This window comes from Methylobacterium sp. C25, from assembly GCF_021352225.1.
Taxonomy (GTDB): Bacteria; Pseudomonadota; Alphaproteobacteria; order Rhizobiales; family Beijerinckiaceae; genus Methylobacterium.
On sequence record NZ_JAAUVI010000010.1, the window covers coordinates 136,445 to 157,364 of the forward strand.

Sequence of the window (20,920 nt, forward strand, 5' to 3'; positions counted from 1 at the left end):
ACAAATCGACTGAAGTCCCGTTTCTCATCCCGACATCGGTCCGCTCTTGCGGAGCGCCTGTGCCACGAACGGAGGACGCCGCTTGACCATCAATCCCCGTTTCGAGGGCGTCAGCCCGATCGGCAAGCTACCCGACGACCGAGTTTTCCTCGAAGACGTCTGGCAGGGTTTGTCCGCGACCCCGAAGGCCCTGCCTGCGAAGTATTTCTACGACGCGGCGGGCTCTCAGCTATTCGAGGGCATCACCGGACTGGCGGAATACTATCCCACCCGTACGGAACTCCGGATTCTCGACGAGCATGGCGCCGCCATCGCAGCTACGCTGCCGCGGGGAGCCGCCCTCGTCGAATTCGGCGCCGGCTCGACCGTGAAAGTCCGGCGCCTGCTGCGTCATCTCCACGATCTCGCGGCCTATATACCCGTCGACGTCTCGGGCGAGTTTCTCAACGGTCAGGCCGCCTCGCTGCGCCGCGACAGGCCTGACCTCGTGGTCGAGCCGGTCGTTGCCGACTTCACGCAGCCCTTCGCACTGCCGGAGTCGATCGGGAATGCGCCGCGCGCAGGCTTCTTCCCAGGCTCAACGATCGGAAACTTCCGCCCCGACGAGGCGACAAGGCTTCTCGATACGTTCGGGACGATCCTCGGCAAGGAGGCCTGGCTCATCGTGGGAGTCGACCTGGTCAAGGAGACCAAGGTGCTCGAAGCCGCCTACGACGATGCGTCCGGGGTCACCGCCGCCTTCAACCTGAACCTGCTGACCCGGATCAACCGCGAACTCGCAGGCAGTTTCGAACGCGACAGCTTCCGGCATCGCGCCTTCTTCAATGCCGCCGCCTCGCGGATCGAGATGCATCTCGTCAGCCAGGCGAAACAGGAGATCGAGGTCGGCGGCCGGAGGTTCGGCTTCTCGGCGGGAGAGACCATCCATACCGAGAACAGCTACAAGTATTCGATCGCCAGCTTCCAAGGCCTCGCCGGCAGTGCCGGATGGGCGGCGGAAGACGTCTGGACGGATCCTGACGGCCTCTTCTCGGTGCACGCCCTGCGCCGCAAGTGAGGTGAGCACGGCCGACGAAAAAAGGCCTTCCTGCCCGAGCAGGAAGGCCTTTGTGTCGTGCTGTGTCTGGCGAGGCGATCAGTAGACCGTCTCGGCGCCTTCGGACCTCGGTGCGGCGCCTCTCACACCGGCTTGGGTATCGGCACGTTCGGCATCCCGCTTATCGAGTGCGCGCCCGACCACCTTGGCGATGCCGACCATGATCGTGTCGAGCACATAGTCCTTCGGCGTGTAGACGGCATTCACGCCCAGATTCTTGAGCACCAGTTCGTCTTCCGGCGAAATGATCCCGCCGACGACGAGGGGGATGTGATCGAGGCCCGCCTCGCGCAGCTTGGCCTTGACGTCGCGAACCAGCGGCACGTGCGACCCCGACAGGATCGACAGGCCGATGACGTGCGCACCGGTCTCCTTCGCCTTGGCGACGATCTGCGCCGGCGTCTGCCGAATGCCCTCGTAGGTCACGTCGAAACCGACGTCGCGTGCGCGGAGCGCGATCTGCTCGGCGCCGTTCGAGTGGCCGTCGAGACCGGGCTTGCCGACGACCATCTTGGGGGTTTCCCCGAGGCGCTCGCCGAGATCGGCGATCAACAGACGCGCGTCCTCTGCCGCGCCCGACGTCACGGTCTCCAGCGTCACGCCGGTCGGGGCGCGATACTCGCCGAACACTTCGCGCAGGCGTGAGCCCCACTCGCCGGTCGTGACGCCCGCCTGCGCTGCAGCGATCGAGACAGGCATGATGTTGTCGCCCGAGCGCGCCGTCTGTTCGAGCGCTTCAAGCGCCCGTCCGACCGCGTTGTCGTCGCGCTTGGAGCGCCATTCGCGGATGCGGGCCTCGGCCTCCATCTCGACGGTTTCGGAGACGGTGAAGATGGCCCCCTCCCCTGCCGTCAGCGGCGAGGGCTCGCCCTGCTCCCACTTATTGACGCCGACCACTATCTGGTCGCCGGACTCGATCGCCGAGATGCGCTTGGCGTTCGACTCGACGAGCGCCCGCTTCAATTCCCCGGCCTCCACCGCGAGGACGGCGCCGCCGAGCCCGTCGATGCGCTTCAGTTCAGCGCGCGTCTGCTCCTTCAGCGCATCGACGCGCGCCTCGATGACCTTCGAGCCGTCGAAGATGTCGTCGTATTCGAGGAGATCCGTCTCGTAGGCCAGGATCTGCTGCATGCGCATCGACCATTGCTGGTCCCAGGGGCGCGGCAGGCCGAGCGCCTCGTTCCAGGCCGGAAGCTGCACGGCGCGAGCACGCGCGCGCTTCGACAGTGTCACCGCCAGCATCTCGATCAGGATACGGTGGACGTTGTTCTCAGGCTGCTGCTCGGTGAGGCCAAGCGAGTTCACTTGCACGCCGTAGCGGAACATCCGCTTCTTCGGGTTGTCGATGCCGTAGCGCTCCTGGGCGATCTCGTCCCAGAGTTCGGCGAAAGCCCGCATCTTGCAGATCTCGGTGACGAACCGCATGCCGGCATTCACGAAGAACGAGATGCGGCTGAACACGTCCGCAAACGTCGACTCGTCGAAATTCGGGTCGTTGCGCACCGTGTCGAGGATCGCGATCGCCGTCGCGAGCGCATAGGAGAGCTCCTGCACCGGCGTCGCCCCTGCCTCCTGCAGGTGGTAGGAGCAGACGTTCATGGGGTTCCACTTCGGAACCTCCTTGGTCGTGAACAGGATCATGTCCTTCGTCAGCCGCAGGGACGGCTGCGGCGGGAACACGTAGGTCCCGCGCGACAGATACTCCTTGATGATGTCGTTCTGCGTCGTGCCCTGAAGCGCGGCGATCGGCGCACCCTGCTCCTCGGCGACCGCAAGGTAGAGCGACAACAGCCACGGCGCGGTGGCGTTGATCGTCATCGAGGTGTTCATCTGCGCGAGCGGGATCTGGTCGAACAGCGTCCGCATGTCGCCGAGATGCGCGACCGAGACGCCGACCTTGCCGACCTCGCCGCGGGCGAGCTCGTGATCAGGGTCGTATCCGGTCTGGGTCGGCAGATCGAAGGCGACCGAGAGGCCGGTCTGGCCCTTCGCGAGATTTCCCCGATACAGCTTATTGGACTCGACGGCGCTCGAATGACCCGCATAGGTGCGGATGAGCCATGGCTTGTCCCGCTTGACCTGCTCGCGCTGAGCCTCGGCGACGCTCGCGTTACTGGTCATCCCACTCAACTCCATCAGTATTTTGTATACACGCGCGCTCGCGCGCAGCCTTGCGGCGCACCGTAACGAAGCGGGGAGAGAAGGTCATTAGGCGGAGCGTCCGCCATTGGTCGGGCATCCGCCAAAAAACTTTGCGGGCTCTTTGATTAGAACTCGATGTCACGACGACCGGGTGGACCGGACAGAACTCAGCATGACTGCATTTGAGTCCGGCGCTGCCCTCTAATACGGTCCAGGCAGCACGCACGTTGCCGGGTTTCCAAGGACCTCTTCGAGAGGCCTGCTCGACGCCGTAGCGATCAACTTCCTGTGCCGACGGCTTGCCCGATCAACGTGCTTGATCGGATGGGTGCTTACACCGATCCCACCGTCCTCAGGCGCGCCCGCGAATGTATTTCAGCCTGGCTCATCACAGGAGTTTCGCGGCGGAAGCGCTCGATGATCGAGCGCACGAAGGGCCGTGACTGGACCGAGGTCACGAGCACCGGCATCTCGCCCATCCGCGCCGCCTGCTCGAAACGGTCGCGCACCGCATTCACGAAATCCGAAAGCTTCGAGGGCTGCATGGCGAGGTAGCGCTCCTCGCGCTCGCCAACGATCGATTCGAGGAAGGCCTGCTCCCAGGCCGGCGACAGGGTGATGATCGGCAGCGTGCCGTCCTGCCCCTGGTACTGCGCGCAGATCTGGCGGCCGAGGCGGGCGCGCACATGCTCGACGATGTCGCGCGGGTTCTTCACGTGGCCGGCGACCTCCGCGATACCCTCGACGATCGAGCCGAGATCACGGATCGAGACGCGCTCGGCCAGCAAGAGTTGCAGCACGCGCTGGATGCCGGTGGTGGCGATCTGCGAGGGCACGACCTCCTTCAGGAGTTCGCCGTGCTCCTTCGAGAGCTCCTTGAGCAGCTTCTGGACCTCGACGTGGTTCAGGAGTTCCGAGACATGCGCCTTGATGGTCTCGGTCAGGTGAGTCGAGATCACGGTGGCCGCATCGACCACGGTGTAGCCCTTGAGCTGGGCCTGGTCGCGGAGCGATGCGTCGATCCAGGTCGCCGGCAGGCCGAAGGTCGGTTCCTGCATGTGCTGGCCCGGCAGCTGCACCTGCCCGCCCATCGGATCCATCGCCATGAACTGGCCAGGGAACACCTGACCGGCGCCCGCCTCGATCTCCTTCACGCGCACGACATAGGCGTTGGCGTCGAGCGCCACGTTGTCGAGGATGCGCACCGAGGGCATCACGAAGCCGAGTTCGGCCGCGAGCTGGCGGCGCAGGGCCTTGATCTGGTCCGTCAGGCGGTCCTGCCCTTCGCCGTTGACCAGGGCGAGGAGCGCGTAGCCCATCTCCAGCTTGAGGTCGTCGAGCTTGAGCAGATCGGTGACGGTTTCTTCGGCGGGTGCCGCACCGGGCTTGCCGTCGGCTGTCTTGCCGGCCTCGTCGGTGTCGTTGACGATCTTGTTCTTGTTGTCCTTGGCGATCTTCCAGGCTGCATAACCGGCGCCGCCGCCGAGCAGCAGGAAGGGCAGCATCGGCATTCCAGGCAGAAGCGCGATCAGCACCATGACGCCGGCCGACATGCCGAGCGCCTTGGGGTAGTTGGCGAGCTGCTTTCCGAGTGCCTTGTCGGCCGAGCCGCGCACACCCGCCTTGGAGACCAGGATGCCGGCCGCCGTCGAGACGATCAGCGCCGGCACCTGCGAGGCGAGACCGTCGCCGATGGTGAGCAGCGTGTAGGTCTTGGCCGCGGCACCGAAGCCCAGCCCCTGCTGGGCGACACCGATGATGATGCCGCCGACGACGTTGATGCCGGTGATGAGCAGCGCGGCCACCGCGTCGCCGCGCACGAATTTCGAGGCACCGTCCATGGCGCCGAAAAAGGAGGATTCCTCCTCGAGCGCGGCGCGGCGGGCTTTGGCGGCTTTCTCGTCGATGAGCCCGGCCGAGAGGTCGGCGTCGATCGCCATCTGCTTGCCGGGCATGGCGTCGAGGGTGAAGCGGGCGGCGACCTCGGCGATGCGGCCCGAGCCCTTCGTGATGACGACGAAGTTCACGATGATCAGGATCGCGAAGACGATGATCCCGATGACGAAATTGCCGCCCATCACGAAATGCCCAAAGGCCTCGATGACGTGGCCGGCGGCTGCCGTCCCCTCATGACCGTGGCCGAGGATCAGCCGCGTCGAGGCGAGGTTCAAGGCAAGCCGGAGCAGCGTCGCGACGAGGAGCAGCGTCGGGAAGACGGTGAATTCGAGCGGGTTGTCGATGAACAGGCCCGTCATCATGATCAGCACGGATATGATGATCGACACCGCCAGCAGCAGGTCGAGCAGCATCGCCGGCAGCGGGAAGATCAGCACCGTGAGGATACCGAGCACCGCAGTTGCGAAGAACAGATCGGTGCGTTTGCCGAGCGCTTGCAGGTCTGCGCGGGTCGGCAGCGAGAAGCCGCCGAGGCCGGAGATCCCGCCACCGGCGCCGGGTACGGCGCTCGCGCTCTCGCTCATGATGGTCTCGACTGCCCTCGGGCCGCACGCGTCGACGCGCAGGCACGCCCGGCAAGATTTGCCGGGTCCATGGTTAGCGCACCGTTAACGGGCGCGGGCGGCCAGCCCTGGAACCCGATCGCGCAGCCATGGCTTGAACCGGCATCCGGTCGCAACCGCGTTGCCGTGCGCGATCACGAACAAGATTTCGAGGAGCCGAGCCATGGCCTCACGTGCCATCACCGCCCTGTTCGACGATTACGAGGAGGCCGCCAAGGCGGTCGACCGGATCGAGGCGGCGGGTGTTCCGCATGGCGACATCTCCATCGTCGCGAGCAATGAGAGCGAGCGGCATCGCGGCCGCCTTCCACCGGCCACAGCGAGCTCTCACCGGGACGGCGACGCTGCCGAAGGCGCCGGTGCCGGTGCGACCGTGGGCACCGTGCTCGGCGGCGGGGCGGGTCTTCTCGCCGGCCTTGGGATGCTCGCGATCCCAGGCGTCGGGCCAGTGGTGGCAGCAGGCTGGCTCGTCGCAGCGGTGACGGGCGCGGGCGTTGGCGCAGCGGCCGGCGGCCTGCTCGGCGCGCTGACGGGGGCGGGCCTCAGCCAGTCTGACGCTGAGACCTACGCAGAGGGCGTGCGCCGCGGCGGAACCCTCGTCACGGTTCGTGCCGACGACGAGCGGGCTGACCGCGTGACAAGCCTGCTGCAGAAGAGCGGCTCGATCGACCTCGACCAGCGCGCAGCGGGCTGGCGAGCGCAGGGCTGGACTGGCGGTACTGCCGGCGTCGACCACACGGTCGCGCGGGCCGCGACCGGTCACGCCCTCGCGGACGACGACACGCTTCCCGCCGACGTCCCCGCACCAGCGGCCGACCCCGAACGCGCGCCGCCGACTCGGCTTCCACCCGGCGGCATTCGCTGACGGCCGAAGCTCAGCTGGCGTATTTGCGGAAGATCACGGCGAGCGCGAAAGCGGCGAGGGATCCCGCGGCGATCAGGCTGATCATCAGGGTTCGGCGCGGCTCGGTCGAAGATTCCGCGAGGATTGGCTCGACGATCGGGCTGAAGAATTCGAGCTGGCGTGCCGCCACGATCCGGGCACGCTCATTCGCCGAGAGCACCTTCGCGAAATACTTTTCGGCATCCTTCTGTTCGTTCTCATAGGCCTCGAACTGCGACAAAGCCGCTGAGAGAACCTGCCGCTGGGCGGGGTCTGCGCTCGTCTGCTGGCGCTCGAGTTTCTCGATGTTGTCGTCGAGGTTCTTGATCTGCGCCTTCATGTCTTGGATGCGGCGAGACTCCGGCGCGAGGTCGCGCAGCGACATGGTCAGCTGGACCTGCTGCTCGATCCGCACCTTGCGAAGCTCGCCGATGACCTTGAGGTTGGCCTCATTGGTCTTTGCTGCGTCCAGTACGCCCTCACGGTTGCGCAGGTCGCGCATCGCGAAACGCACCTTCGTCATCCGCTCTTCGGCCCGGGCAAGCTCGCGCTGGCTCTCCGCGAGCCCATCGTCGCGTAGCTTCTGCGACAGCTCGTTCACCTTGCGCTCGCTCTCCTTCATCACCCCCTGGGCAAGCGCGAGGGACTCGTGCGGATCGAATGCTTCCACGTGCAGCGTGACGATGCCGGAGCCGGTCTCGATCTTGGTGGAGACTCGCTCGCCCCAGTATTTGACAAACTTCTCGATCGGCTTTTCGGGATTGAACCGGGAAAACCAGTCGATGCCGTCGCGCGAAAACATCTCGCGGAGCGGCATCAGCTTCTCGATCGCCTCGATCATCGGGCGGCTGGAAATGTAGCTCGCGGTTATGATGGTGTCCTGGGCGATGAGCTGCTTGGGTACGCCGTTGCCCGTGCCGACTTCATCCGAGGACGCTTTCTCCGAGCCTCCAATCGCAGGCCGGATGGCGAAGCGTGCCTCAGTCACGAAGCGATCCGAGGCGATGACACCGAAATACAGCGCTCCGAGCAGGGTCGGCACGAGGCAGAGCACGACGAAGAGGAGCGGCAACATCGGGTCGCTCTTGACGTGGCTGTGGTAAGACCGGATGCCCTTGTTGCGGTCCGCGAAGCGCGAGGCGCGCGCCATCTGGCGCAAGGATTCCGCCACAGCGTTCGAGCGGTCGGCCGTCGTGAGAGCCTGGCCCTGCGGAGTGCGGATCTCGACGGTCATTACCCTGCTGGTCCGTATGGTTCACCCGCGGCCCGGGTGTCGTGACCCGTCTCCGCCTGTCTCCGATCGCTCGTCTGGCTCACGCGCACGGCAAAACCGTGTCCAACGTGCTGCTTCAGCGCAGATTTTAGATGTTCAGGCGCCGATATGCCGCGATCGCCTCATTCACGTCGTCGTAGATGATCGCGCGGCCGCCCACGAGGATCAGCACCTCGGAGCAATATTGGCGGATCGTCTCCATGTCGTGCGAGATTAGGATCACGTCGGCGGTCTCGCGCCGCTGGTCGAAGACCTCCTTGCAGCGCTTCTGGAAGCGGCCGTCGCCGACGGCGAGGGTTTCGTCGATCAGGTAACAATCGAACGGGATCGCCATGCTCATGCCGTAGGCGAGCCGCGCGCCCATGCCAGAGGAGTAAGTCTTGATCGGCACGTCGAGATAGCTACCGAGTTCGGAGAAATCCTCGACGAACTCGAGAACCCGGCGCGGATCCTCGCCATAGATGCGCGCGACGAAGATGACGTTGTCGCGCCCGGTCATCAGTGGATGGAAGCCTCCGGCGAAGCCGAGCGGCCAAGAGACGCGCAAGCCCCGGTGCACTTTTCCTCTCGTCGGCTCCTCGGTCCCGGCGATCAGCCGCATCGTCGTCGACTTACCGGCGCCGTTGATCCCGACGATTCCGTAGCTCGTGCCCGGTCGCAGACTGAAGGAGACCTTGTCGAGGATCGTCCGCTTCTGCCCGTTGGCCCGATAGATCTTCGTGACGTTGTCGAACCGGATCACCAGTCGCCCATCCCCGATGCCGCCGGCTCGCGCCGACGTTCGCGGACGGCTCGATGTTCCGGGAAAGCGGCGAATCTGAGGATGAAGCCCGCTGTTCAGGCCAAGCCGGCCGCCTGCGGGCGGATGATCGGCCCGAGCCGGATCGAGAGCGCCTTGCCAGCCGTGGCCGCAGCGGGTTACAGGACGCCGCCCGTGCCGATGCGCGGGCCTGGAGGGGTGGCCGAGTGGTTGAAGGCGCACGCCTGGAAAGTGTGTATACGGGAAACCGTATCGCGGGTTCGAATCCCGCTCCCTCCGCCAAGACATACTGAAATCATTCAGTAATTCCGATTCCGTCGAGATTTACCCCGTCATTTGCCCAAACAGCGCGTTTTGCGCTGCCGATTTGGGCGCGACGACTAACGCCGTCGTCATTCTACTGAAGCCGCCGACCGCCGCCGATGGCGATATATCCTGAAACCGTGCGGGCGTTCCGTCAGCGGCTCTATGAACACTGCCAGAAAGCGCAGGACGACGTGATGCGGCGGGCATTCGCCCTCTCCCCTCAACGAAGAAGACCGCGAAGGGTCTGGTCGTGTCTCCCCCTATGCCGCTCGATTGCGGGAGGGAACGGACATGACTGGCGAACCGCAAAAGCACGACTCGCTCAAGCCCCCGACGCAGAGCGGTTCGCGAGCGTCTTGAGCTGAGGGATGGAGACAAAACCGAGCTGTCTTTCTTTGGACTGGTTTTGGATCTATAACCCGCCAATTCTTGCGGTTTTGAGGGCGGATAACTTGCCTCCGCCCATCAGCGCCGAGGTACCCTTCATGGATAAGATCGTCACGATCGTGCCCGTCTATCTGGCGGGGTCGGCAACCGGAATGCTGGTCGGCTACCTCGTCTGGCTCCCGGGGCGGCTGTTGGCGTTATGGTGAAAGCGGCAGCATCTCTTCTCTCCCTTGGCAACCCGATCCCGCATCCACGGCATGGCCGACGTAGAAGTGCGGCGGCTCCACGGGCAACAGAGTTGGCGCGATGCAGTAGGGCCAATCAGCCGCGCCCGCAAAGCCGTTTAGTTCAAGCGGAATTTGGTTATCCGCTCGTCCCCAAGGATGTGTGTCACCCAATCCTAAATCGGAATGCGTCGACGCTCGTCACCTGTCTCATCGCGAATAACGACGCACCAGCCACCGCCATTGGCGAGCTCGCCCGCTGCTTTCATCTCCTCGACGCAGAGAGCCGCCTGTTTGGTGACGTCGTCGAGATCGTCCGCTTCGACACCATCTTCGTCGCGAACCACCTCATCGTCTCTGACCATGTCGAAGTAAAAACGCGCTGGCACGTTGGGCTCCGGGTCTGTCCGCCTTGGTAGGCGGGATAAATTCATCTTCGGGTGAGATTCCGCTTACGTGCGATTCAATACAGACGGCATTCAGATGGTTATGCAAGCTAGATAATCAATATACACTTGCGTCCGCGACAATCATCAAAATACATCTATGGCGCAATTCGAAAGGATTAATGCCGTGACTCAATTGCGCGCCGGCGATGCACCGCCGACCGAAAAGCCCGATGAAAAGCCGGATAACGCGGTGCGTGCGCATCTGCGCTCCATATTGCTCAGGCTCGCCTCTCATCTCGCCGAGCGGCGACCTCGGGACTAGTTCGAACGTTGGTTTTGTGGGCTTAATGTTCGGTTAATTCACGCCGGCTTCATCAAACCGAAACGCCTCCCCTTTCGTTCGATGGGAACCATCCGCGAACACGACGAGGCCACGGCTGTGCTCGGGATAAGGACCGCCATGGGCGCCGCAGGCGGCGAGTAAGACGCCGATCACCTACATCAACTCGCTCTGACGATTATTTTTGTTCGATCGATGCCAAATTCTACGACGACGCCTTCCGCGCCTCCAACCAGACATGCTTGCGCCAAGTTGGGGGGAGCACTCGATCGCCCAAGCCGTAACGCTCTTCTAGATCGATCATGAAGCGTTGGCTGGCGTTCTTGCGTTTGCGGCTTTCATACGTTGCGTTGACCGAGAAGACTTGAACGGTCTCCAGTCCCAACATTGCCGGAATGGCCTCAAATTCCGATAGAGTATATTCTCGGTGATGTCCGAGGTGCGGATAGCCCTCGCGAAAGAACTCTGCGAAGTTTTCATGCGCCGTGCGACCGGCGAGCACGCGAAATCTCATCTCGATGCGCGCAAGATTGGGAACGGACAGGCATAGACGGCCGCCGGGCTTCAGCGATTTCGCCATCTTGTCGAGTACTGGCTTCGGTGAGTGCGGAAAATGCTCCATCGTCTCGAATGCCACCGCAGCATCGAAATGGTCGGCCGGTAGCGACATCTCGTAGGCATCAGACCGGTCGATCCGAATCCCTATGCGGTCGAAGAGCTCGAGACGACGCCGGACCTCCTCGGCGATCTCCTGGATGCGCTCTTTCTCTCGCGGCTCCGCATACGGAAGTGTATCGACGACCGTGACTTCCGTGCCGAGCACGTGGCAAACAACAAGATAAGCAGAGATGCTGCCACCAACATCGCATAATCGACCACCGGGTGCGCTGGCAAGTGCCGCAGATACTTGCATTCTGGCGCTAATGTCTTGCTGATCACCCAGCATCCGACAAGCTTCGGCACATGCGCTCTCGAATGCAGCGCGTGCCATCCCGCGCTTGTTCAAAATCCGTTCTACGGTGGGATGCATCTGTTGTCCTGCGAGACTGAGACGATCATTCCCACGCTCAAGCCAGAGCGACAGTCAAGCGCTCGCCCGAACAGAAATGCGAGCCCTCGCACAGATTTGGCGACGCGATGTATGATCGTCGCGTCAACGACCGCGGAGAAAGAAGAACCACACCAGGAGGATCAGCGGAATGGGGACGCCAATGAGCCACAATAGACCGCCGGTAAGCATGGTTTTCTCCTGATCTGCGGCCGAAAACCAGCTAAGTGACCGACAGGTTCCGAAGGCTTTTTGGCGGATCGCTCCGCAAAAACTGTTCTGCTCGTTCCATGCCCTTGTCGAGGGCGGTGATTGCCGCCCGACATGGGAGATGCGGACATGACCAAGACCACGATCCTCGCCCTTGTGGGGCTAGGCCTGATCGGCCTCACGCAGCCGGCCCTCGCTCAGGGGGGCGCCGCCGGCGGACATACGGGAAACCAGGAATTCCTCGACGTCGATCTCGACAATGGCGGGGTCTACTACAACGGCTACAATTCGGGCCGTTACTGGCTCTACCGCACCGTCGACGTCTACAACCGCTACACCGGTTACGTCGAAGCCCGCAGGGTCCGCCGCTGCGGCCGCGGCCTGTACCTGCCGTAGGGAGGCGATCCGATGGTGCTGACCACGATCTCGCCCCTCCACCTCATCGCCCTCAGCCTCGCCGTGGCGCTGATCGCCGGATGCTGAGGGCCGCTACCTCGGCTCGCAATTGTGTCTCCGGGCTCCAGCGGCTAACCCTCTGCCGCGCCCGGAGACGGGTGCGCGCCATTCCAAGCACCGACGACCAGGCCAAGGCCGACCGGAGACGACGCGCATGCCGAGAGAGGCCGTGATGTCCGTGATGCGCAAGAGCATCCGCGTCGCCGGAGCAGTTCTTCTCGCAGCAGGCCTCGGACTCACCCTTCCACCGCCCGCACGGGCCGCGGCCGATCCGGCCGTCTTCTCCGACAATGCCGATTCAGTCGCGGTGGTGATCGGCAACCGCACCTACAAGCAGACGGTCCCGGTCGACTTCGCTCATAACGATGCCGACGCGATCCGCAGCTACCTCGTCGAGCGGCTCGGCTACCGCGAGAGTAATGTCTTCGTCCTGAAGGACGCGACGCTCAACGAGTTCAACCAGGCCTTCGGCACCGAGCGGAACCCGCAATCCGGCCGCCTCTGGCGCAGCGTGCGCGAAGGCCGCTCGAACGTGTTCGTCTATTATTCCGGCCACGGTGTGCCGGACCTCGCCACGCATCAGCCCTTCCTGCTGCCGGAAGACGGCAACCCGAACCAGGGCGAGAGCGGCTACTCGCTCGAAACGCTCTACCGAAACCTCGACCTCGTGAAGCGAAAGATCGGCGCGGACCGCCAGCTCGTGGTGATGGTCGATGCCTGCTTCACCGGCGAGACCGGCCGCAAGGGCGAGAGCCTTCTCGCGGTCTCAGCACCCGGATTCGCCCCGGCCAAGCCCAAGACGGAGGCCGGCATCGTGCGCGTCGTCGCCACCTCCGGCGCGACCCCTGCCAACTGGGACGAGCCGAACAAGCTCGGCCTTCTCACAAGCCGCTTCCTGATGGGCGCGTCGGGTCTCGCCGATGCCAAGGACCAGCAGGGCAATGGCAACGGCCAGGTCGAGTGGTCCGAGCTGAAAAGCTATCTGCGCAGAGAGGTGGAGGATACCGCGCGCCGCACCAGCGGTCGCGAGCAGGTGCCGGAGGTCGACGACGCTCCCATCGTGCTCAAGGCCGCCCTCCCCGTCGATGCCGTCGCGAAGGGTGTCGCCGCAGTGCGCGACGAGGCGGCGTGGCGCCGGGCAGAGAGCCTCGGCACGCGCGAGGCTTTCGAGACCTATGTCGGCACCTGCGGCGAGACGTGCGCCTATCGCGACCGCGCTATGGAGAGGCTCTTCGCCGGACGCAAACGGGATGCGGCGGCGGTCGATCAGGAGAACTGGGGCCGGTTCAGCGCGCAGCGCCAGTATCAGGCCTATCTCGATTCCTGCCGCGAGATCTGCGCCTACAAATCTCTCGCGGAAGGCTATCTCGGCGGCTCGGATCCGGGCAGCGACCCGCGAGTCAAACGCTGCGACGAGCTCGCAGCGGCGACCGACGACCGCGACCGGCCCAAGGGCGTGACCGGGGTCAAGATGGGGCGAATTGAGTCCTCCGCGGCCATCGAGGCCTGCCGAAACGCCGCCACCGCCTATCCGAATGTCCGCCGCCTCTCCTACCAGCTTGGCCGCGCCTACGACCGGACCGATCGCTACAAGGAGGCCTTCGTGGCCTACGACGTTGCGGCCAAGGCCGGCAGCATTTCGGCCATGAACAACCTCGCTACGCTCTACGAGAACGGCCAGGGCGTGAAGCGCCAGCAGGCGGAGGCTTTCCGGCTCTACCGGCAGGCCGGCGATGGCGGGAACGTCGTCGCGCTGGCCAACGCCGCCCGCATGCTCGAGTACGGCAACGGAATCCCGAAGAACGAGGCGCAGGCCGCCGCCCTCTACAAGCGCGCAGCCGAGGGCGGCGACGTGCCCTCGATCAGCAAGCTCGTGCCCTACTACTCCACCGGCTCCTACGGCTTCCCGAAGGACCTGCGGCAGGGCTTCGATCTCTTCCGACGGGCCGCGGATAAGGGTGACCCTGTCGCCATGGCCACCATGGCAACGTTGATCGACAACGGTTTTTCCGGGTTCTTTCCGGGAGTGCGCTCCTCCGACATGGTGATGCGCGCGCTGAAGAAGGGCGAGCTCGGCGCGGCCTCCGTCTCCGCTACCGACACGGCGGCGCAGAAACTCAAGCCCGACACCATCCGCACCGTCCAGCGCGCCATCAAGGAGGCCGATTACTACCCCGGCGCCATCGACGGTCGCTTCAACCCGGTCTTCGTCCGTGCGCTCGACCAATACGCCAAGGCGAACGAGACGGAATGAGGCACCTCCTCCTCGCCGCACTGCTGCTCCTGCCGGGCACGGCCCATGCCGACCCCGCCACCGCCTCCCTCTCTCCCTTTCTCGACGCTGTCGCTGCCTGCGCCGGCCACCGGGACGTCACCCTCGCCGTCGTCGGGGTCGAGCCCGGTCAGACCGCGCTCTCGCGGGAGCAGGCCGAAGAGAGTCGCCTCGCCGTCGAAAGCCGATTGCAGGCCACCGGTCGCGTGAAGCTCGCTGCCTCGGCCGATGTGGTACGGATCAAGGCGCTTCGGGAGGGCACCACCGGTCTGTCGGGCGCCGAGGCCGAGAGCCAGATCCGCGAGGCGTTTTCGGGCGATGCCAGTGTCTTCCTGGTCGAGCCTCGCCGGGCCGGCGAGACGGCCGCTTTCCGGCTCCAGGCCATCACCCGCAACGCAGCCTGCAAGGCGACGAGCGAGCCCATGATCGTTCCGATCCGCGTCGGAGCCGGCGTGTCGGACGTCGATGCCGTGATGCAGGGTGCCGTGACCGCCTTCGGGCAGGCCGCACCGAACGCGAGCGCGATCGAGGTTTGCCCGTTCGTGGCAGAGGGCGGCCACTCGACCTGCGCGGGCGCGCTCACCGACCGCCTGATGATCGCCCTCGACGCGGAGGCGCGCTCGCCGAACCGCGTCCTCAAGGGCAACCGACTCGACGTGCGCCGCCGGCCAGCCGGCACTGCCTGCTCCGGCCCCGCCACCGCGCGCGGGCGGTTCTCCACCGATCAGCAGCGCCAGTCCTGGATGGAACTCGAATTCCAGCGTGACGGAGCCGTGATCGCCCCGACCGGCCGTCGCCGGATCGGTATCGAAGGACTCGGCTGCGATCCGACCCCGCGACCGTTTCTCGACCATCTCGCTGCCACTGCGCGCACCGATGGCGGCCGCCTGACGCTGGCGGCGACGGCGACACCCTTCTCCTCCGGGCAGCGGCTAGAGATGCGCATCGAATCGCGGGCGCGCCAGAGCCTCTATTGCTGGGTCGTGGCGCCGGACGAGACGGCCTATGTCGCCCTGCCAGTGCGGGGCAATGCCATGTCGCTCGCACCGCTGAAGGCCGGTGAAAGCCGCCGCTATCCGCGGGGCTACGGGCTCGACGAGATCGTCGCGGGCGAGCCCTTCGAGAACCTGTTCGCCTGTTTCGGCGTCGAGGACGGCCTGCCGCCTGAACTCGCCGAACGCTGGCTCGCCGCCGCCCCCGGGGCGGATGGCGAGGCGCGGCTGCTGCAGCCGCCCGAGGTGCTCGATCTCCTGGACAAGATCCGGGCGACGCCCGGCGTCACCGAGGCCACTGCACGGATCGTGGTGCGATGACGAACACGTAACCGCGATGGGACAACCCGGCCCAAAAGGGGTGACGGATGGCCGGCCAGACGATATCGATGCGCGACCTCAAGGCTTTACAAGGGCTTGCACCCAGAGAGCGCATGAGTGGCGGATACGACGAGCGCTGTGCGGCCGATCTCGCCATTGTCGGCGAGGGCCGCGACCTTTCCCGCGAGGATCGTGCCTGGCTCGCCCGGGTCGTCACTGGTGCCGTGCGCCCGAACCGCGACAAGCCGCTCTGGGACCTCGCCCACGCGCTTGCAGCACTCGCCCGACTCCGAGGATGCCGTGACGGGCGCGACCTGATTACTTTGGCGCTCGATCCCGGTCTGGCGCGAGCCGATGCGATCGAAGCGCGGCTCTCTGCCGTGAGCGCAGAGGCCGGCGCTGCAACGGACGGGCGCGGCCTCGTCCTGCGGGACGGCGGAGAGGGCTGGCGCACCACCTGGTCCGGTCTCGCCAGGCTGCTGGCACTGGCCGAGTTCGTGCTGACGTCCGAGGATCTCGGCCATTTCGCCACGATCTCGGGCTGGTTCGACGAGTTGGTCACAGGGCCCGATCCGGACGCCGCTGCATTCCTGGCCAAGCGCCTGGCGCGCCACCTCGCGGCATATCGCAACGCGCATCTGCCTCTGGCGCCGCTCGAACGGCGCTTTCGCGCGATCCTCGGCTTCCTCGACGGGCGCCGAAGCTTCGTCGACGACGACATCCTCGATTTCTGGCGCAATGAGATGGCCACGGGCGAGCGGCCGGGTTTCCGGACCGTGGCGGAGCATTTCGTGACCTTCGAGGCGGCTTCCGGCCTGCTCGGCGGCCTGGAGAGCCTCGCGGCGGCCTCCTCTCTCGACGCGGCCGAGGGCTGGGAGGAGCGGCTCGATGCCTCGCTCGCCGATTTGGCCGCCTCGGAGCCGGCCGAGGCCCTGGCAGCCCTGCTCTCCGATCTGCCGGATGGCCCGAAGATTCTCACCGGGGCCGAGCGCGATGATCTCGCCGACTTCCTGCGCCTCGAACCCTTTCATCGGACGCGGCCGCTGACGGCGTTGCGGGCGGCGAGCTTCGGGCGGGTGCAATCCGGCATCGCCAACCGCCTGCGGCGGGGCGGAGGCGGGGCAGACGTCGCGCAGCGTGCTTCTTGCGCCGAGGCCGAGAGCTATGCGGCGCTCAGGGAGCGTGCCGGCTCGCTCGCGACGCATCTCGCGCGCATGCTGAAGATCGCAGCCGCCCTGCGCATTGCGGATAGAGACGAGCTTCCTGTCGAGGCGCGCGCCGCTCTGGAAGCCGCCGAGGCCGATTTGCGGCGCGTGCGCCGGGCCGGGTTCGAGGACCGCGCCCGTCTCGCCGCAGGTTTCGCCGCGGTCGACGCGACTTTGGTGAGACTCGCCGAGGAGACCGGCAGGTTGGAGCAGGCGCTCGCCACGCTCGCCCGCCAGCGACCGCTCGAACCCGCCTTCGCCGCCGACCTCGAGATTTTCGCGCGAGCCTTCGCAACCGCCTATGCCGGCGAGGCCGCCGCATGAGCGACGAGGGTCGGATGCTCGCCGAGATCCATGCCGCCCGCGGCCTTATGCGCGTGAGCGCTCCCGCACGGACGGTTGGCCACTCAGCACTCTGGGCTCACGCGACCCGCGAACCGGGGGAGCCCGTGGATTTTTCCGTGGTGCGGGCGTTGCGCACCGATCTCGACACGGCCCAGCGCTACCGCACGATGCTCGGCGCCCAGGCCCTGGCCTACGCCCCGGTCGCCGCGGCCGCCTCCGACGGTGCCATCGCCCGTCGCCGGATCGGCGCCTTCGAGTTGGAGATCCTGCCGGCCGATGGTGACGCACCGCCGCTTCTGGTCCTGCGCGGCACGGAGGCGAAGACGCCCCGTATGATTGAGGCTTGGCTCGGCGACGAGATGGTCCGGCTCGACCTCGGCGCGCCGGCTGACGGCACGATCCTGCTCGCCCTCGATCCCGCCGTACCCGATGCACTGGAACTTGGCCGAATGCTCCGCGATCCGGCCTGCGCGGTGTTTCTTCTGTGAGGATCACCGCTCCGGAGAACGCCGCGTGATCTTGCCCGTGGCGATGATGGGCGGTGGCGCGTGAGCCTCCAACAACGAATCCTGGTCGTGGTGCCGACGACCAATGGTCCGCTCCTGCTGCGCAGTCTCAAGCCGCGTCCCGGTCTGCCGGTTTCAGCCGCTTTCGCCGATGGCGACTACCGGCCCCTGCCCTGGTCGGGCGACTACGCCCGCCTCAGCGCCCCAGACGGCCCGCTGGCCCGTCTCGCCGGCGACGCGCTCCCGCCGCACGAGCTGCGCCTGTCGGGCTGCTTCGATGCCGGACGCTCCTGGGAAACGCCGATCTGCCTCGCTCATGGCCTCGCCACGCAAGGCCATCTCCTCGCCGCCGAGCTCGCGCAGGCCGACCTCATCCTTTGGGCGACCGGCGCCGTCGATCTCGACCTCGCAGTCATCCCCGGCGACTACGCGCTCCTCGACAAGATCGAGCGCTCCCGCACCCTCCTCGCCGATGCTCCCCGAGCTGCCCTCGCCGTGTTGCTGCCCGAAGGTCCGGAACGCGCCGAGGCAGAAGCCGTCATCCGAGCGCTCGGCCGCGAGATCCCTCCCCTGGTCCTGCCACCGACCTCCGTCGGCGCAGCGCTGCATGCGTTGGCACAACCGGCGGGATCGGCCGCTGCCCGCCCGCCCGCTCGGCAGCGGCTATTCGCGTTGCCGCTGGTTGCCGCTGGGATCGTCTCCGCTGTCGCGGCGCTTGCCTTCGGGGTCGCGCGGCTACCATCGACGGCAGCCCCAGACCACCCCGTGAAGGATGCAGCCGGTAGCCCTGCGAAGACGGCCAAGATGGATGCCGACGAAGCCCAGCCGAAGCCTCCGGAAACGCCATCGCCCCCGCGGGTCCAGGTCGAGGAATTGCGTGCACCGGCCGGCTCATCCTGCCGCCGCGTCGCCTTTGGCGCTGACCAACCCGAGCGCCGCGCGGTCGCTCTCGTATCCGACGGCCGGCTCGCCGCGACACGGCTCACGCCCGACCTCTGCGGCCTCGCCATCTGCGCCGAAGCGCCTCGCGGAACTCTTGAAATCGGCCAGGAATTACGGGCCGCATCGTTGCCGCCGGTGCGTCTCCCCGACGGAGCCCAGGCCTATTTCCTGAAAGAGGCCGCCCGGCAGAACTTCGTCTACGCCGTCCAGGTGATCCCCGGAGCGGGTCCTCCCGGCCCCCGTCTGGTTCACGCTCTGACACGCTGAGCAGAGGGCGCGCCTCATCATGATTTTTGACCGAGCAGCCAAGCGCGGGCATAGGGCCGCGACGGAGAGGAGCGAGACGATGCACGCGAACCGCCGGAGGAATGGCGTCGGCCTAACGACCGCCTGCCTGCTGTTCTCGATGGCAGCAACTCCTGCGGCTCGGGCTCAGACAGTCGGTTTCGACCCTGCCGATTACGGCCGGGCGCAACTCCCGCTTCGCCAGACCACGGGCGATGCAGCGGCCTATGTCGACCAGAACAAGGGTGCCTTCGAGCCCATCGCCGAGCTCGATCCGAAGGATCCGCTCGCCGTGCTCGCCCGGCCCATCGGCCGTGTCGACATCCTCCTGAAGAACACCCGCACCGGCCAGCAGATGGGTGCGTCCTGCACCGGCACGCTGTTGCCGGGCGATTACGTGCTCACCAACCACCATTGCCTGCCGCAATCCGGCGACCTCACGCCCGTCAAGGCATCCGTCCTGATGGATTACCTGACCCTCGACGGCAAAGGCTCCCGCCGCTTCGAGATGGATGCCAGGCCCGTCGAATTCGACCCTCGGCTCGACTACGCGCTCGCCCGCGTCGCCGGTCATCCGGGAGAGATCTACGGCACCGCCCGGCTTTCCGGCGCGGCGATCACGGGCAACCCCTCGATGCTGGTGGTCCACCACCCGCTCGGCCGCCCGAAGGTGATGAGCCGCTTCCGCTGCTTCGCGATGAAGGATCAGCCCGACGGGCCGGATCTGCATCACCGCTGCGATACGCTCGCCGGCTCGTCCGGATCGCTGATGTTCGACGGTCCCGTCGGCGCCGTCGCCCTCCATAAGGAGGGCGGACTCGATCCGAAGGACACGTCGAGCTTCAACAGCGCGACGCGCCTCAGCGCCATCCTCGGCAAGAGCCGCATCCTCGCGGAGATCGCCGCGCATCAGGGGCGTCCGGTCGCCACCGCCGATCCCGGCAAGCCGCCTGCTGCACCGGCCGCTGCCGCGCCCGCGGGTCCGCCGGCCTCGGCGCCGCTCGACCCCGCCGGCATGAACGCCATCCTGCGCGGGCGCTGATCCCGAAAAAAGAATCCACCGGCCAACGAAAACGGCTCTGGGCCACCCATGGATCGGGTGTGAGGGGCCGGACGGCCCGGGACAGAAGAGGGGGCGACCCATGCGGATCCAAGACCAGCCGTCGCGACACGCCCTGCGCGCAGGAGCGCCGCTTCAGCCCGGCAAGCGGATCAGCCTGATCCTCGCCGCCGGCCTCGCTCTGGCGGTCGCCGGGCCGGCCCGGGCCAATCCGCTGACCGAGGTGCCCGGCGCGCGCCGTGAGCCTGCCGCACCCATCGCGCCCGCCGAGGGGACCGTTCCGCCCCGCAACGAGGCCGCCGAGCGCGCCGAAGCCGAGGCGACTAATCCGAGCGCCACCGCGATCATCCGCTCGCTCGCCCCGTTCGTCGACGGCAATCCAGGTGCGCCGCCGGCGCCGGTTGCGGTCGCACCGAACGATGGTGGCCCGAGCGTGCGGATCGACCCGACCCACACGATCGATCTCACCGTGTTCTTCGCCTATGACAGCGCCCGCCTGACGCCCGAGGCGCGCATCCAGCTCCAGCCCCTCGGTGAGGCTCTGCGCGCGCCCGATCTCGCCGGCTACGGCTTCCTCATCGCCGGCCATACCGATGCCGCCGGCGGCCCCGCCTATAACCGCCGCCTCTCGCTCGCCCGCGCACGGGCGGTGCAGGCCCATCTCGTCGAGGGCTACGGCATCGCGCCAGATCGCTTGCGCGTCCACGGCTGGGGCCTGACCAGACTGAAGGATGCGAGCGCGCCGCTCTCGCGGGTGAACCGCCGCGTCGAGGTCACGCTGATCGCGCCGCCAGCCCGCAGTGGGTCGCTCCGCTTCGTCCTGCCTGCCTCCGGCCGCTCCTGCGACGCCCTGCAGGCCCACGACCCTCGCCTGCGGGTCGCCCTCGATCTCGATGATTTCGACGCAGCCCCGATGCCGCCGCCCTGCGCCGATTGAGCCAATCCATTCACTTAAGGAG

The 20,920-nt window shown here is 66.3% G+C and carries 16 protein-coding genes and 1 tRNA gene; 11 read left to right on the forward strand and 6 right to left on the reverse strand.

Annotated elements, in window-relative coordinates; genetic code table 11:
* The first annotated feature begins 82 nt into the window (after nt 1-82).
* Nucleotides 83-1,057 (forward strand): L-histidine N(alpha)-methyltransferase, encoded by a 975-nt coding sequence (gene egtD / locus HCU64_RS20265; protein ID WP_267922527.1) that lies wholly within the window; start codon nt 83-85, stop codon nt 1,055-1,057.
* A 78-nt stretch (nt 1,058-1,135) separates the two neighbouring features.
* On the opposite strand, the gene HCU64_RS20270 is transcribed toward egtD, so the two are convergent.
* Together HCU64_RS20270 and flhA are read right to left on the reverse strand one after the other, a co-directional pair.
* Nucleotides 1,136-3,217: a protein meaA gene (locus HCU64_RS20270; RefSeq protein WP_233386042.1), complete on the reverse strand. Its 2,082-nt coding sequence runs from the start codon at nt 3,215-3,217 to the stop codon at nt 1,136-1,138.
* Between the two features lie 353 nt (nt 3,218-3,570).
* Nucleotides 3,571-5,718 (reverse strand): flagellar biosynthesis protein FlhA, encoded by a 2,148-nt coding sequence (flhA, locus tag HCU64_RS20275; RefSeq protein WP_233386043.1) that lies wholly within the window; start codon nt 5,716-5,718, stop codon nt 3,571-3,573.
* Between the two features lie 202 nt (nt 5,719-5,920).
* Between flhA and HCU64_RS20280 the strand changes: the two genes are divergently transcribed.
* A complete protein-coding gene (locus HCU64_RS20280) occupies nt 5,921-6,622 on the forward strand; it encodes a general stress protein (protein ID WP_233386044.1) in 702 nt (233 codons plus the stop codon).
* Nucleotides 6,623-6,632: 10 nt separating this feature from the next.
* On the opposite strand, the gene HCU64_RS20285 is transcribed toward HCU64_RS20280, so the two are convergent.
* Both HCU64_RS20285 and HCU64_RS20290 read right to left on the reverse strand, forming a co-directional pair.
* Nucleotides 6,633-7,874: a capsule biosynthesis protein gene (locus HCU64_RS20285; RefSeq protein ID WP_233386045.1), complete on the reverse strand. Its 1,242-nt coding sequence runs from the start codon at nt 7,872-7,874 to the stop codon at nt 6,633-6,635.
* A gap of 127 nt (nt 7,875-8,001) precedes the next feature.
* Nucleotides 8,002-8,655, reverse strand: coding sequence for an ABC transporter ATP-binding protein (locus HCU64_RS20290; RefSeq protein WP_233386046.1), 654 nt, complete (start codon nt 8,653-8,655; stop codon nt 8,002-8,004).
* 210 nt (nt 8,656-8,865) lie between these two features.
* On the opposite strand from HCU64_RS20290, the gene HCU64_RS20295 reads away from it, so the two are divergent.
* A tRNA-Ser gene (locus HCU64_RS20295) sits at nt 8,866-8,955 on the forward strand.
* A gap of 811 nt (nt 8,956-9,766) precedes the next feature.
* Here the strand turns inward: HCU64_RS20295 and HCU64_RS20300 are convergent.
* Together HCU64_RS20300 and HCU64_RS20305 are read right to left on the reverse strand one after the other, a co-directional pair.
* Nucleotides 9,767-9,979: a DUF6894 family protein gene (locus HCU64_RS20300; protein WP_233386047.1), complete on the reverse strand. Its 213-nt coding sequence runs from the start codon at nt 9,977-9,979 to the stop codon at nt 9,767-9,769.
* A 545-nt stretch (nt 9,980-10,524) separates the two neighbouring features.
* Complete coding sequence (locus tag HCU64_RS20305; protein WP_233386048.1) at nt 10,525-11,349, reverse strand: class I SAM-dependent methyltransferase; 825 nt, start codon at nt 11,347-11,349, stop codon at nt 10,525-10,527.
* 357 nt (nt 11,350-11,706) lie between these two features.
* On the opposite strand from HCU64_RS20305, the gene HCU64_RS20310 reads away from it, so the two are divergent.
* The 8 genes from HCU64_RS20310 to HCU64_RS20345 all read left to right on the forward strand — a co-directional run bounded on the left by HCU64_RS20310 (nt 11,707) and on the right by HCU64_RS20345 (nt 20,898).
* Complete coding sequence (locus tag HCU64_RS20310; RefSeq protein ID WP_233386049.1) at nt 11,707-11,973, forward strand: hypothetical protein; 267 nt, start codon at nt 11,707-11,709, stop codon at nt 11,971-11,973.
* Nucleotides 11,974-12,187: 214 nt separating this feature from the next.
* Complete coding sequence (locus HCU64_RS20315) at nt 12,188-14,287, forward strand: caspase family protein (protein WP_233386050.1); 2,100 nt, start codon at nt 12,188-12,190, stop codon at nt 14,285-14,287.
* Nucleotides 14,284-15,618, forward strand: a complete 1,335-nt coding sequence (locus HCU64_RS20320; protein ID WP_233386051.1) for a hypothetical protein — start codon at nt 14,284-14,286, stop codon at nt 15,616-15,618. Before HCU64_RS20315 ends, HCU64_RS20320 begins: the two co-directional genes overlap by 4 nt.
* A gap of 113 nt (nt 15,619-15,731) precedes the next feature.
* A complete protein-coding gene (locus tag HCU64_RS20325) occupies nt 15,732-17,147 on the forward strand; it encodes a hypothetical protein (RefSeq protein WP_233386052.1) in 1,416 nt (471 codons plus the stop codon).
* Nucleotides 17,144-17,656: a hypothetical protein gene (locus HCU64_RS20330; RefSeq protein ID WP_233386053.1), complete on the forward strand. Its 513-nt coding sequence runs from the start codon at nt 17,144-17,146 to the stop codon at nt 17,654-17,656. The genes HCU64_RS20325 and HCU64_RS20330 overlap by 4 nt, the downstream gene beginning before the upstream one ends.
* A 60-nt stretch (nt 17,657-17,716) precedes the next feature.
* The gene (locus HCU64_RS20335; RefSeq protein ID WP_233386054.1) at nt 17,717-18,883 is read left to right on the forward strand and encodes a hypothetical protein; all 1,167 of its coding nucleotides are present in this window, start codon (nt 17,717-17,719) and stop codon (nt 18,881-18,883) included.
* A gap of 79 nt (nt 18,884-18,962) precedes the next feature.
* The gene (locus HCU64_RS20340; RefSeq protein ID WP_233386055.1) at nt 18,963-19,943 is read left to right on the forward strand and encodes a trypsin-like serine peptidase; all 981 of its coding nucleotides are present in this window, start codon (nt 18,963-18,965) and stop codon (nt 19,941-19,943) included.
* A 100-nt stretch (nt 19,944-20,043) separates the two neighbouring features.
* Complete coding sequence (locus HCU64_RS20345) at nt 20,044-20,898, forward strand: OmpA family protein (protein WP_233386056.1); 855 nt, start codon at nt 20,044-20,046, stop codon at nt 20,896-20,898.
* The last annotated feature ends 22 nt before the right edge of the window (nt 20,899-20,920 follow it).